Annotated in this window: 12 protein-coding genes and 1 pseudogene; 3 read left to right on the forward strand and 10 right to left on the reverse strand. The window is 63.8% G+C overall.

What is annotated here, in order from left to right; all coding sequences use genetic code 11:
- Positions 1–146 precede the first annotated feature (146 nt).
- From ltaE to RW095_RS11880, 3 genes are all read right to left on the reverse strand, one after another.
- Positions 147–1,154 (reverse strand): low-specificity L-threonine aldolase, encoded by a 1,008-nt coding sequence (gene ltaE, locus RW095_RS11870; protein ID WP_317019223.1) that lies wholly within the window; start codon positions 1,152–1,154, stop codon positions 147–149.
- Between the two features lie 232 nt (positions 1,155–1,386).
- Positions 1,387–2,154, reverse strand: coding sequence for a peptidoglycan DD-metalloendopeptidase family protein (locus RW095_RS11875; protein ID WP_317019224.1), 768 nt, complete (start codon positions 2,152–2,154; stop codon positions 1,387–1,389).
- Between the two features lie 129 nt (positions 2,155–2,283).
- Positions 2,284–2,595, reverse strand: coding sequence for a cupin domain-containing protein (locus RW095_RS11880; protein WP_317019225.1), 312 nt, complete (start codon positions 2,593–2,595; stop codon positions 2,284–2,286).
- Between the two features lie 256 nt (positions 2,596–2,851).
- Here RW095_RS11880 and RW095_RS11885 point away from each other — a divergent pair, with 256 nt between their 5' ends.
- Positions 2,852–3,169 (forward strand): hypothetical protein, encoded by a 318-nt coding sequence (locus RW095_RS11885; RefSeq protein WP_128592540.1) that lies wholly within the window; start codon positions 2,852–2,854, stop codon positions 3,167–3,169.
- Between the two features lie 154 nt (positions 3,170–3,323).
- Positions 3,324–3,587 (forward strand): annotated as a pseudogene (locus RW095_RS11890) (DUF2968 domain-containing protein); the annotation flags it as partial.
- 206 nt (positions 3,588–3,793) lie between these two features.
- On the opposite strand, the gene RW095_RS11895 reads toward RW095_RS11890, so the two are convergent.
- The 6 genes from RW095_RS11895 to RW095_RS11920 form a co-directional block, all read right to left on the reverse strand.
- A complete protein-coding gene (locus RW095_RS11895; RefSeq protein ID WP_317019226.1) occupies positions 3,794–4,123 on the reverse strand; it encodes a DUF4148 domain-containing protein in 330 nt (109 codons plus the stop codon).
- 263 nt (positions 4,124–4,386) lie between these two features.
- Positions 4,387–5,796, reverse strand: a complete 1,410-nt coding sequence (gene gndA, locus RW095_RS11900) for an NADP-dependent phosphogluconate dehydrogenase (protein WP_128597627.1) — start codon at positions 5,794–5,796, stop codon at positions 4,387–4,389.
- Positions 5,797–5,938: 142 nt separating this feature from the next.
- Entirely contained in the window at positions 5,939–6,568 is a 630-nt protein-coding gene (locus RW095_RS11905; RefSeq protein WP_317019227.1) for a DUF938 domain-containing protein, read from the reverse strand.
- Positions 6,569–6,635: 67 nt separating this feature from the next.
- Positions 6,636–7,505: an NAD-dependent protein deacetylase gene (locus RW095_RS11910; RefSeq protein WP_317019228.1), complete on the reverse strand. Its 870-nt coding sequence runs from the start codon at positions 7,503–7,505 to the stop codon at positions 6,636–6,638.
- Between the two features lie 51 nt (positions 7,506–7,556).
- A complete protein-coding gene (locus RW095_RS11915) occupies positions 7,557–7,817 on the reverse strand; it encodes an oxidoreductase-like domain-containing protein (RefSeq protein ID WP_317019229.1) in 261 nt (86 codons plus the stop codon).
- Between the two features lie 81 nt (positions 7,818–7,898).
- Entirely contained in the window at positions 7,899–8,663 is a 765-nt protein-coding gene (locus RW095_RS11920; protein ID WP_317019230.1) for an SDR family oxidoreductase, read from the reverse strand.
- Positions 8,664–8,915: 252 nt separating this feature from the next.
- Here RW095_RS11920 and RW095_RS11925 point away from each other — a divergent pair, with 252 nt between their 5' ends.
- Positions 8,916–9,779: a polysaccharide deacetylase family protein gene (locus tag RW095_RS11925; protein WP_317019231.1), complete on the forward strand. Its 864-nt coding sequence runs from the start codon at positions 8,916–8,918 to the stop codon at positions 9,777–9,779.
- A 131-nt stretch (positions 9,780–9,910) separates the two neighbouring features.
- Here RW095_RS11925 and RW095_RS11930 read toward each other — a convergent pair whose 3' ends face one another.
- Positions 9,911–11,323 (reverse strand): DUF2252 domain-containing protein, encoded by a 1,413-nt coding sequence (locus RW095_RS11930; RefSeq protein WP_317019232.1) that lies wholly within the window; start codon positions 11,321–11,323, stop codon positions 9,911–9,913.
- Positions 11,324–11,552 lie beyond the last annotated feature (229 nt).

An 11,552-nucleotide genomic window follows, 5' to 3' on the forward strand; every position in this document is an offset into this window, starting at 1 on the left:
TTGATTACAGCTTGATAACCATTTGATGGCCAGCGTGAGCACGGCCTGACGGGCACCGCGCGATACCGCTTCGCTGCCACGTTCTGCATGCCGCGGCCCTCTTCGCGTGAGACGTCCCGCTCGATAGCCGCCTGAGCGGCACGCAATCAACGCGCGGCGAAGTACCCCTTCACAGCCGCGACAAACGTGTCGATGTCCTCACGCGACACATCCTTATGCGTGACGAACCGCGACGCGTACAACATCTGCGTGAGAATGCCGCGCTCCTTGAGCCAGGCTTCGAGCGGCGCGCAATGCTGTTGCGGGAACTGAGCGAACACCATGTTGGTTGCAACAGAATGGACCTTCACCTGTTCGATGCCTTCCAGACCCGCCGCCAGATGCGCGGCGTTCGCGTGGTCGTCGGCGAGACGCTCGACGTTGTGCTCCAGCGCATACAGGCAGGCCGCCGCAAGCACGCCCGCCTGGCGCATGCCGCCGCCGAGCACCTTGCGCCAGCGGTGCGCCACGTCGATCAGCGCCCGGCTGCCGACCAGAACCGAGCCGACCGGCGCGCCGAGGCCTTTCGAAAAGCAGATCGAAACCGAGTCGAACGGCTCGCACAGCGCCGCAACCGGCTTACCCGACGCGACCGACGCGCTGTACACGCGCGCGCCGTCCAGATGCACCGACAAACCGCGTTCGCGCGCAAGCCGAACCGCTTCGGCGACATACCCCTCCGGCAGCACCTTCCCGCCGATGGTGTTTTCCAGCGCCAGCAGACGCGTGCGCGCAAAGTGGTTGTCGATCGGTTTGATCGCGGCCGCGATCTTGTCGAGCGGGATCGAACCGTCAGCGGCATTTTCGAGCGGTTGCGGCTGGATGCTGCCGAGCACCGCCGCACCGCCGCCTTCGTATTTGTACGTGTGGGCCAACTGCCCGACGATGTATTCGTCGCCGCGCGCGCAATGCGCCATCAGCGCCGCGAGGTTACTTTGTGTGCCGCTCGGGAAGAACAGGCCGGCCTCCTTGCCCGTGCGTTCGGCAAGCGTCGACTGCAGACGCAGCACGGTCGGGTCGTCGCCCCAGACGTCGTCGCCGACTTCGGCGGCCGACATGGCCGCGAGCATCGCCGGAGTTGGACGGGTTACGGTATCGCTGCGCAAATCGATCATTGTGTGTCCCTATGCGTCTTTCGTGTGAGAGGCCATGACGGTCGGCCGGACTGCCGCGTCCGCCTGCAACGATTGCAACCGTTGCAACGGCAGGACCGGCGTCGGCTTGTGAGCCACACAGTGTATTCAATTTACGCGGCCCTCGCATGGCCGCGTGAAAGTCGGTAGGTCGATCCAAGCGGACGGGGCTCAGCCCGCGCACAGGTCGGACTCATGCGCGGCCCAACTGCGCTTACCCGCCCGGCCTGGGCAGCCACGCGAGCGGATCGACCGGCTGGCCGTTCTGACGAACCTCGAACTGGATCGACGCGACGCCGCGAGTATCCACGCCGACTTCGCTGATGGTCTGCCCTTGCGCAACCGCATCGCCTTCCTTGACGAGCAGCGTGCTGTTCTGGCCGTAAGCGGTGATCAGCGAATCGTCGTGCTTGATGATGATGAGCGGGCCGTACGCCTCGATGCCCGAACCCGCGTAGACCACACGGCCGGTGGCGGCCGCCTTGACGGGATCGCCGGGTCGTCCGCCGATCACGATACCGTTCGACTTGCCTGCCGCAAACGTCTTCAGGATGGGCCCCCGCAACGGCCATTGCAGCACGCCCTGCTGCGGCGCGGCCGCCGCCGTGGGCGCGGCGGGTGCCGTGGGAGCGCTCGGCGCCGCGGCGGCGGGCGGCGGCACAACGTTGCCGGACGCCATCGGCGGAGCAACGCGCAGCACCTGTCCGGGCGCGACGGCCGCATTCACCGGCAGACCGTTCCACGTCGCGATGTCCTGCGGCCTATGCCCATAAGCCGATGCAACTCCGGCAAGCGTATCGCCGGGATTGACGCGGTAGAAGCCTGCCGGCACGGGCACCGTGCTGAGCGTGGTGGCTCGGGATTGTGTGTTGCCGTAGAACGGCGTGTTGTCCCACGGCGCGCTCACGCAGCCGTTGAGTATTACGCCTAGCGCGGCAGTCGCCAGCAAACGGGTCCCCGTCAATTGCCATGGTCTCATCATGTGATTTGTCCTCGACATTTTTTGGATTCAAGCGCTTTTCATCGATCGTCTTGACCGTTGCCCGTAGCATTTGCCGTGCCGCTCGCGGGTTAGCGCGGCAGCCGCGCACATTACCGCGCTTGCGCAAACTTAAACACTGCCCGCGGCTTCCACCACGAGAATGCGCGCCGCGCCGATCGGATGCGCCACGTGCTCGGTGCCCACCGACGCATAGAACACATCGCCCGTTTCGAGAATAGCCGCCTGCTCCACGCCGTCCTGGCGATAGCGCATCTCGACGCGGCCGTCGAGCACGGCGAACACTTCTTCGCCGTCGTTCACGTGCCACTTGTAAGGCTGATCAGTCCAATGCAGACGTGTGGTGATGCCGCCCATGTTGGCAATGTCGAGCGCGCCCCAAGGGCGCGTCGCGGTGAAGCTCTTGCTGCGAATGATCTTCATGGTCGCTAAGGCACTCGGTAGAAAAGGCGCCGCTTTGCGCCGGTCGCAATCCGCCGTGGACACGGCGCACGCCGGGAGCTGCCGGCCAGCGTTTGGAGCGTCCATTATAAGTCGCGTGGCGCGCGCTCCACGCTCTGTCAGCGAGTGCCGGCCGCAATGGTGTGAGCATTGAAACCTTTGGACCCTCGCCTATACTCAACCTTGCTGCGCCGACGCGGCGTGGACTGAAACGACCGCATCCCGCATGGAGTCGACGATGAATAAAGCGACATTTCTCGCCGTGCAACTCAACGTCGACGACGTGGCCGCGTCGCCGGGACTGGCCGAATTGTTGAACACGCATCTGATTTTTGCCGCCGATGTGGCGGAGGCCGCCGACGCACTCGTGCAGCTCGCGAGCATCGCGGGACTGTCGGGCGGCGTCGAGGCGCGCGTCGAGATTCCCGCGCTGGCCATCGAGCGTCTGCGCGAGGCGCTCGACATTCTGAGCGGCTACGACGAATCGTGGCTGCTTGCGCTTGAACCGAGCCACGCGCTATTCGCGGACATAGGCCGGCAACGCACCCTGCATTGAGGCTGCGCTCGCGGAGGACATCCGCAGACAGTGCAACCCTGGCGCGAGCACGGCAACAGCCCACTCGCGCCGCTGAGCCATCGCTTTTCGCTCACCGCCCAATCCGCCAGTTAGCCGGAACGCTTTATTTCCGGCGGCGTCTGGCCTTTGGGCGAGTCAACTGGAGGCGCAAAACGAGCAGTTGGCCCGCATGGTCGCGCGCTCCGAAGCGCAGGCCAAACGGCTGCGCAGCGATTTGCAGCGGCGTAGCGCGCAGGAACAGGCGGCGTCGACCCGGCAGCATCAGGTGCGCAAGGAAGTGTCGCAGCTCGAGGCTCAACGCGTGGCCGCGCAGGCGCATCTGAACAAGGCACATCGGCAGATGCAGCAGCTCAATCTGACGAGCAACAAAGCGATTCCGCATTTGCCGACTCGTTGATCCGCCGGATTCCGGTACAAAGACGGTGCGCTGTGCAGCACGCCTGCCCCACGCGAGGCGTCGTCGAAGCGGTAAACGGCAAAACGCCGTCAAGGCAAAAACCTCGACGGCGTTTTTTCTGTCGGCGGCCACCTGTCAGTCAGGCGGCGCTTCTGCTCGGCTTCTACGCGAACGGCTGTCCGATGCCGCGCCGCTCGACTGCCCGATTAGTTGCCGAAATAAACCGAGCTACGATCGGTCGTGACCGCGCGGCCTGCTTGCGAGCTGCCGGCGGCAGGTGCGCCGTAACCGCTGTTCGCCACTTGAGCCGCGGCTTGCGTGGTGCCGTTCTGTGCATCGACACGCGCTTGAGCGGCTTGCAGGTTTGCGGGGTAATCGACATGGTCGCCGACCGGGTTGTAGCCTGCCTTCTCGAGCTGGACCAGTTCAGCGCGGACTTGAGCGCGCGTGACCGGCTGGTTCGATTGAGCAAACGAAGCAACAGGGGCAGCAAAAGCAGCGGCGGCGACGACTACGGCAGAGATAAGGGTCTTCATGATGTGTAACCTCCAGAACTTGTTGTGATTCGCTTCGGGCTTTGTTGTCCCTAGCGCTTGAACAGAAGTTTAGGAGCGAGAGCACCTAGGGGAAACCCCTAAAACGACGAAACTCTATTCCGGAAATTGCAATAGTCGGTGTCTGTATTAGGTCAGACTCGGAAACGCCGCTACGCGCAGCAACAATACTTCAACAAGCGTTTCAATCACCGCACCGCCGCGCGCGCCTTGCTGCACGCGCGCCGCAGCGCGGTTCAAACGCTTCAGCCCCAGTTCGCGTGGAAGCTGCCGGGCTTGTCGATACGCTCGAACGTATGCGCGCCGAAGAAGTCGCGCTGTGCCTGCACGAGGTTCGCCGGAAGCCGCTCGGAGCGGTAAGCGTCGAAATACGCGACCGCCGATGCGAACGCCGGCACCGGCACCCCGGCATTGATCGCGGCGACCACCACTTCGCGCAACGCCGACTGATAGTTGCTCGCAATATCGCGGAAGTACGGGTCCAGCAGCAAGTTCGCGATCGTCTTGTCTTTCGTGTAGGCGTCGGTGATCTTCTGCAGGAAACGCGCGCGGATGATACAGCCGGCACGGAAGATCTTTGCGATGGTGCCGAAATCCAGATCCCACTTGTACTCTTCCGAGGCCGCGCGCAATTGCGCGAAACCTTGCGCGTACGAGATCACCTTGCTGAAGTACAGCGCGCGGCGCACCGACTCAATGAACGCTTCGCGCTCGGCCGATAGCGGCTTCGCGCTCGGCCCATCCAGCACCTTGCTCGCGGCCACGCGCTGGTCCTTCAGCGACGACAGCACGCGCGCGAACACGGCCTCGGTAATCAGCGGCAGCGGCGCGCCGAGGTCGAGCGCATTCTGGCTCGTCCACTTGCCGGTGCCCTTCTGCGCCGCGCGATCCAGGATCACGTCGACCAGATCCTTGCCGGTTTCGTCGTCTTTCTTGCTGAAGATCTTCGAGGTGATTTCGATCAGATAGCTGTCGAGCTCGCCCTGATTCCACTCGGTGTAGACCTTGCCGAGTTCCTCGTTCGACAGGCCGACAACTTGCTTCAGCACCGCATAGCTCTCGGCGATGAGCTGCATGTCGCCGTATTCGATGCCGTTATGCACCATCTTCACGAAATGGCCGGCGCCGTCCGGACCCATGTAGGCGACGCACGGCTCGCCGTCCGGCGCCTTTGCGGCGATCTCGGTGAGAATCGGCGCAACCAGGTCGTACGCGTCGCGCTGCCCGCCCGGCATGATCGACGGACCTTTCAGCGCGCCTTCCTCGCCGCCCGACACGCCGGTGCCGATAAAGTGCAGACCGGCCTTCGCCAGTTCCTGATTGCGGCGGATCGTGTCGGTGAAATGCGTGTTGCCGCCGTCGATCAGAATGTCGCCCTTCTCCAGTAGCGGCTTGAGCGATGCGATGGTCGCGTCGGTCGGCTCGCCGGCCTTGACCATGAGCAGAATGCGGCGCGGCTTTTCCAACGACTCCACGAACTCTTCGAGCGTGAACGCCGGCACCAGCTTCTTGTCCGGATATTCGGCGATGAGTTCGTCCGTCTTTGCGCGGCTACGGTTGTAGACCGACACCGCGTGGCCGCGGCTCTCGATGTTGAGCGCCAGATTGCGGCCCATGACCGCCAGCCCCACCACGCCGATTGCCTGTTTGCCCATGTGAATTCTCCAGTGTCCAAAAGTGTCGTGACGCCGCGCCGGAAAGAACGTCGGCCGGACGTCGAGGGTGAAAGCATAAAAGAAATGCCGGTTTGCCGCTCGTTATCCGGCAAGCAACACGGCTTGCGCCCGTTCCGCGCGATCACTGCGCCTGTGCTTCGCGCTTTCGGAACACGAGGCTGAAATTGTTGGCCGGCATCGCGACCGGCTCGTCGCACGCAAATCCCTCCGATGCCGCGAGCGCCATGACCGCTTCCATGTCGCGCACGCCCCACGAGGGATCGCGGCTTTGCAACTGCCGGTCGAAAGCCTCGTTGCTCGGCGCCGTATGCGCGCCGCCGCATTTGTAAGGGCCGTACAGATACAGTACACCGCCATGCGCGAGATGGCGGCTCGCGCCCGCGAACAGCGCTTGGGCCGCGCTCCACGGCGCAATGTGAATCATGTTGATACAGACCACCGCATCGAGCGCGCCCACGCCCCAGTCGGCCTGATGCACGTCGAGCGCCAGCGGCGCACGCACGTTCGGCGGCGCGTCGTGCGCGATCCATGCGGCAATCGACTCGCGCGCTTGCGGGTCGGCGTCGCTCGGTTGCCAGTCCAGTCCGGGCATCGCGCCGGCGAAGCACATAGCGTGCTGACCCGTGCCGCTCGCAATTTCGAGTACCCGGCCAGTGGCCGGCAACACGGCGCGCAAGACGGCGAGGATCGGTTCGCGATTGCGTTCGGCGGAGGGCGAATGTTGCCGCATCGACGGAACAGGTTCGGTCATTGGATGTAGTGTGGATTGTTTGCGTTGAACTGGGTTGAACTGGGTTGGATTGGCACGGAGCCGCCGTTCAATCTACCGCCAGACGGCCGGCCAAAGCGGTCAGCATATCGGCGCATGGCGCCGCGATTTTCAGCGACAACAGCGGATCGGCGCGCGTGCGCCCGACATTGATCGCGGCGATTGGTTTGCGCTGCTTTTGCGCCCACAGGCAGAAGCGATAGCCGGAATAGACCATAAGCGACGAGCCGACCACCAGCACGGCGTCCGCGGCATCGAGCGCATGCGACGCCGCCTCGACACGCTCGCGCGACACGCTTTCGCCGAAAAACACCACCGCCGGCTTCAGCAGGCCGCCGCAATTCGTGCACGCCGGAACGCGAAACGCTTCGAGCGCGTGCCATTCGAGATGCGCATCGCCGTCGGCGGCGGTTTCGGCGGTTACGCTGAGCAACGCGGGATTTTCTGCCTCGAGCGTCTGCTGGATCGACGCACGCGAATGCTGCGTGCCGCAATCGAGACAAACGACCCCGTCAATTCCGCCGTGCAATTCGATCACGTCGCGGCTACCCGCACGCTGATGCAAACCGTCGACGTTCTGCGTGACGAGCGTCGGCACATGACCGGCGGCCTGGAGGCGCGCAAGCGCCACATGCGCGGCGTTCGGCTGCGCCTGTGCGACGACCGGCCAGCCGACCATGCTGCGCGCCCAGTAACGCCTGCGCATTGCGTCCGTACCGAGAAATTCCTGCAGCGTGATGGGCGGCGAGCGCTTCCATTCGCCGTTGTGGTCGCGATAGCCGGGAATACCGGAATCCGTGCTGATGCCCGCGCCGGTCAGCACGAAGAGACGCGGATACCGCTGTACGAAGTCGTGCAGATCGTCGAGCGTGTGCGATTCGTTGAAGGGTTCGACTGGCGCGGAATGAAGGTCGGTCATGACGGGATGAATAATGGCTGCGGCGCCGGGCAAGAAGCGCGCGACGGTGCTTCAGCGGCGTTTGCGCGCGTCGCCCCTGGTCGCCGCAGCCGCCGCGGCCGCCACACGTTGCGCTTGCCGCGCTTCCCATTCGGTCAGCGCGATGCGGTAGCGCTCCAGCGCCTCGTCATAAAGATCGAACACGCATGGACTACAGCCGCTATGGCAACAATCCTCGAGATCGGGCTGCACCGGCGGCGCGGGCCTTGGATCGTCCGCGGAGCTGGCTTGGGGCACGGCTGATGACTTCACGTGAACACGCTGGGAACACACGCAATGCGAGGCCGCGAAAGCGAAGAAGGAAAGCGCTCAGTATATGTTGATCTCCCGCGCCGCGCTTGGCGCGGGTGGCCGTCAACCGCGTCCTACGAACGGCATCTTGCTTGCCATGATGGTCATGAACTGGACGTTCGCCGACAGCGGCAATTGCGCCATGTGCAGCACGGCGTCCGCGACATGCTGCACGTCCATCAACGGTTCGACCGCGATCTCGCCGTTCGCCTGCGTCACGCCGCGCGCCATGCGCTCGGCCATCTCGGTGGCCGCGTTGCCGATATCGATCTGTCCGCACACGATGTCGTATTTCCGGCCGTCGAGCGAAACGGCTTTCGTGAGGCCGGTGATCGCGTGCTTGGTCGCTGTGTAGGCAATGCTGTTCGGCCGCGGCGCGTGCGCCGAAATCGAGCCGTTATTAATGATGCGTCCACCGCGCGGATTCTGCGTTTTCATCAGACCGAATGCCGCGCGCGTGCAGAGGAACACTCCGGTTAGATTGGTGTCGACCACCGAACGCCATTCGTTTATATCGAGTTCGTCGATGTCGACCGGCGAGCCGCTGCGCCCCGCGTTGTTGAACAGCAAGTCGAGCCGGCCATAGCGCTCGCGGATCGTTTTGAACAGCGCGTCGACGCTGGCCGCGTCCGTCACGTCGCAAGGCACGGCAGCCGCTTCTCCGCCACCGGCGCGCGCCTGCTCGGCAACGGCGTCGAGCGCCGCCTGGCGACGGCCCGCGAGCACCACGCTAAACCCATGCTCCGCGAGACGCACCGCACTCGCACGGCCGATGCCGCTGCCCGCGCCCGTTACCAAAGCCACCTTTCTGATTCCCGTCACCGTCACCGCGTGTCTCCCTGTTCCATGTGTAAAGGGCCGCCCTGCAGCGTCGTTCCGCAGCGTCGTTTGGCACCTGTTTCGAACCATACCGCAGCGGACCGTCGATCACAAATGCCGCCTGCGTGAGCTTTCATCATGCCGGCGGCGCGCTTTCATTGCGGTTCCTGTCCACGAGCGTGCCGGCCAGCGCATCAATGGTATCGTTCGACGTTGCGCGCGGCGCCCTGCTTGCCCGCGCAATTACCGGAAGCACGCTTTATGAACCAACTCTCCACGCCCCACGACGCAGGAGCGCCACCGCTGCGCCGCTGGCCTCAAACCGGCTATCCCGCGATGCTCACCGCCACTGCCGCATGGCACCTGTTCGTGCTGGTCGCCTGGCTGCTGGCGCCCCGCGCATGGCCGTGGTGGCTCGCCGCGATCTTCGCGAATCATGCTGTGTTTACCGTGGCCGGTCTGCTGCCGCGCACATCGCTGCTGGGTCCGAACTGGACACGCCTGCCCGCCGGCGCGCGCAACGCGGATGCAATCGCATTGACTATCGACGACGGTCCAGATCCTGTCGTCACGCCGCAAGTGCTCGACCTGCTCGATGCCCTGCACGTGCGCGCCACGTTCTTCTGCATAGGAGAAAAGGCCCGGCGTTATCCGCAACTCGCACGCGAGATCGTCGCGCGCGGCCATGCGCTCGAAAACCATTCGCAGGTTCACGTGCATACGTTTTCCGTGACGTTGCCGGGCGCCCTTTTGCGCGAGATAGATGCCGCGCAACGCACGCTCGAAGAACTCAGCGGCGAGCGGCCAATGTTCTTTCGCGCGCCGGCCGGCCTGCGCAATATTTTCCTTGAGCCCGTGCTGCGCAAGCTCGATCTGCGGCTAGCGGCGTGGACGCGGCGCGGCTACGACACGCGCGAGCGCGATCCGCAAGTCGTCACGCGAAGGCTGCTCGACGGTCTCGCGCCGCGCGACATACTGCTGCTGCACGACGGCAACGCCGCGCTGACCATCGACGGAAAACCGCTGATTCTCGCCGTGCTGCCACGTGTCATCGAAGCGGCTCGTAAAAGAAACTTGCGCTTTGTGACGCTGCGCGAGGCGAGGGTCGACGGTTTGCACCGCTGATTCACGCCGCTTCTGTCACCGCTTGTCTCACCGCTTGTCTCACCGCTTCTCTCACCGTTTCTCTCACCGCTTCTCTCACCGCTTGTCTCACCACTTCTGTCACCGCTTCTTCGCACCGTGACCTCGACCTGTCACATGCGAAAATCCGCCGCCATGTCTTCGTCCGAGCGCGCCTCGATAACACCGCTGCGGCATGTCTTGACGAAGACATCGTAGTCGCGCTCCACCTGGTCGGCGTAACTCGCCGCGTAAGCTGTAAGCGCCTCGGCGAACTGATCGCCGCGCCCGATATACGCGCTCACTTCGACCGCCTGGCCGCCCGCTTTTGCATGGGCACGCGCCATCGCCCAGCCGCATAGCCTCGCGTAACCGTCCAGCAGATCGCCGTCGAACAACTCGATGCTGGCCGACAGCTTCATGTCACGCAATTGACGGAAGTAGTAATGCCGGCCGAGCGAACTCGTCGCCCAGCCTAAAAAAATGTCGCTGGCGGCCTGCAACATGCGCTGCCCCTGTACCACGCGCTCGCCCTGATGCTTGACCGGTGGCGACTTGTAATAGCGGGCAATCACCGACGGCCTCGCTTCCTTGATCTGCATGAAGAGCGGCTTACCTATGGGGTCGACGAGCAGCACCGCCATGCAGCGGGTACCCACGCTGCCCACGCCCACCACCTTGAACACGGTGTCCTGCACGCTGAAGTGACCAAGCAGTCCGCGTCGGTCATGCGACATCGTCTTCAAGTACTCTCTCCACATGCCGTCCAGCATCTGGTGTCCGTGCGAGCCCTTCAGTTCATCGGTCTCGTCGGCGGTGAAGAGCGTGTTCGAGCCGAGCACGTGGACGAGCGCAGGCGGTGCATCGCGAATCACCCAGCGTTCGCCGTCATGCTCGGCCATCTTCTCGAACAGACTTTCTTGCGTGCGGCTCGCGGCCCTTTCCATGCCGCGGCGCACGGCGCGGCGGCGTTCCGGTGTAAGCGCCGTCTCAGCCATGCGGTCGAAGGTGATGCGCTCATACCAGAGTTCCAATGCGCCGCATTGCGCGTATTGCGCCATGCGATTGCGATATTCGCTCATGGCGGTCATCACCAGATTCTCCGCTGCGCCTCGACTCAGGCGCATGTGACGCGCGGCGATCACGAGGCTTGCGGCAAGGCGCTTCAGGTCCCATTCGAATGGACCGACCGACACTTCGTCGAAATCGTTCAGGTCGAAAACGAGTTGGCGCTCGGGCGTCGCGAAGCCGCCGAAGTTCATCAGATGCCCGTCTCCGCAGATCGGCATGGTCAGGCCGCTGTCGTGAACCTTGCTCAGATCGTGAGCCTGCAGGTTCGCGGTGCCGCGAAAGAACGTGAACGGCGACACGGCCATGCGCCCGTAGCGCAGCGGCACGAGCTTCTGCACGCGACCTTCGCTGCTTTGCTTAAGAAGTTCGATTGGATCGCGCTCCAACGTGCCCACCGTTTTATGACTCGAGCGCTTCGATTTTTCGCGGGCGGCACGGCCGCGGGCCTCACGCTCCGCAATGGTGCTGGCTTTCATGCTCATCTCCGTTCGTCTCGATAGTTCACCAACGGGGAGACCTGACGCGGGTCGCACTGCATGCTAGCAGAGCGACCGGTAAAAAAGGTGCGGGCGCTTTTACCGATGCTGAATGAATGCGCCGTCGAGCCCAGCAATTTTTGAGTAGCCGATGGATCACGCTCTTCAGCAATCACCCTTACGAGCCGTTTACCAGTACATGCGGAAATTCAGTGGCGCACGCAAAAGG

This window comes from Paraburkholderia kirstenboschensis, assembly GCF_032806925.1.
Lineage (GTDB): Bacteria > Pseudomonadota > Gammaproteobacteria > Burkholderiales > Burkholderiaceae > Paraburkholderia > Paraburkholderia kirstenboschensis.

Coding starts and splice junctions, on each gene's coding strand:
- ltaE (WP_317019223.1), bottom strand. CDS start 1,154: ATGATCGATTTGCGCAGCGATACCGTAACCCGTCCAACTCCGGCGATG.
- RW095_RS11875 (WP_317019224.1), bottom strand. CDS start 2,154: ATGATGAGACCATGGCAATTGACGGGGACCCGTTTGCTGGCGACTGCC.
- RW095_RS11880 (WP_317019225.1), bottom strand. CDS start 2,595: ATGAAGATCATTCGCAGCAAGAGCTTCACCGCGACGCGCCCTTGGGGC.
- RW095_RS11885 (WP_128592540.1), top strand. CDS start 2,852: ATGAATAAAGCGACATTTCTCGCCGTGCAACTCAACGTCGACGACGTG.
- RW095_RS11895 (WP_317019226.1), bottom strand. CDS start 4,123: ATGAAGACCCTTATCTCTGCCGTAGTCGTCGCCGCCGCTGCTTTTGCT.
- gndA (WP_128597627.1), bottom strand. CDS start 5,796: ATGGGCAAACAGGCAATCGGCGTGGTGGGGCTGGCGGTCATGGGCCGC.
- RW095_RS11905 (WP_317019227.1), bottom strand. CDS start 6,568: ATGACCGAACCTGTTCCGTCGATGCGGCAACATTCGCCCTCCGCCGAA.
- RW095_RS11910 (WP_317019228.1), bottom strand. CDS start 7,505: ATGACCGACCTTCATTCCGCGCCAGTCGAACCCTTCAACGAATCGCAC.
- RW095_RS11925 (WP_317019231.1), top strand. CDS start 8,916: ATGAACCAACTCTCCACGCCCCACGACGCAGGAGCGCCACCGCTGCGC.
- RW095_RS11930 (WP_317019232.1), bottom strand. CDS start 11,323: ATGAAAGCCAGCACCATTGCGGAGCGTGAGGCCCGCGGCCGTGCCGCC.